Below are 252 nucleotides of genomic sequence, written 5' to 3'. Positions count from 1 at the left end.
ATACCAGCCAGCTTCTCAAACAACATGCGTCTGCCAAGTAAACCGGTTAACTCGTCTCGGTAGGCTAATTCGTGTGAAGCACTGAACCCGCTATACAACATAATTAGCATCGACGCTGCAAAGAACACTGACGAAATCGCTTCTCTGTCGAGGAACGCCAAAGGAAAGACACTGGCGACAAAACTAAAAAACAAACCAATAGACAAACTGGTGGGCTGGTTTAAAAAGCGAATAAAGGCCAATACCAAACAC

The 252-nt window shown here is 44.8% G+C and carries 1 protein-coding gene; it reads right to left on the bottom strand.

Annotation, left to right across the window (positions count from 1 at the left end):
* Positions 1-252, bottom strand: a 252-nt coding sequence (locus Q4528_RS14940) for a hypothetical protein (RefSeq protein WP_303522465.1), incomplete at both ends; no start/stop codon positions are given.

The sequence above is a fragment of the Staphylococcus pasteuri genome (genome assembly GCF_030547725.1).
Taxonomy (GTDB): Bacteria; Bacillota; Bacilli; order Staphylococcales; family Staphylococcaceae; genus Staphylococcus; species Staphylococcus pasteuri.
Note: the sequence above shows the minus strand (reverse complement) of the source record. Positions and strands in the feature narration are given on the sequence as shown.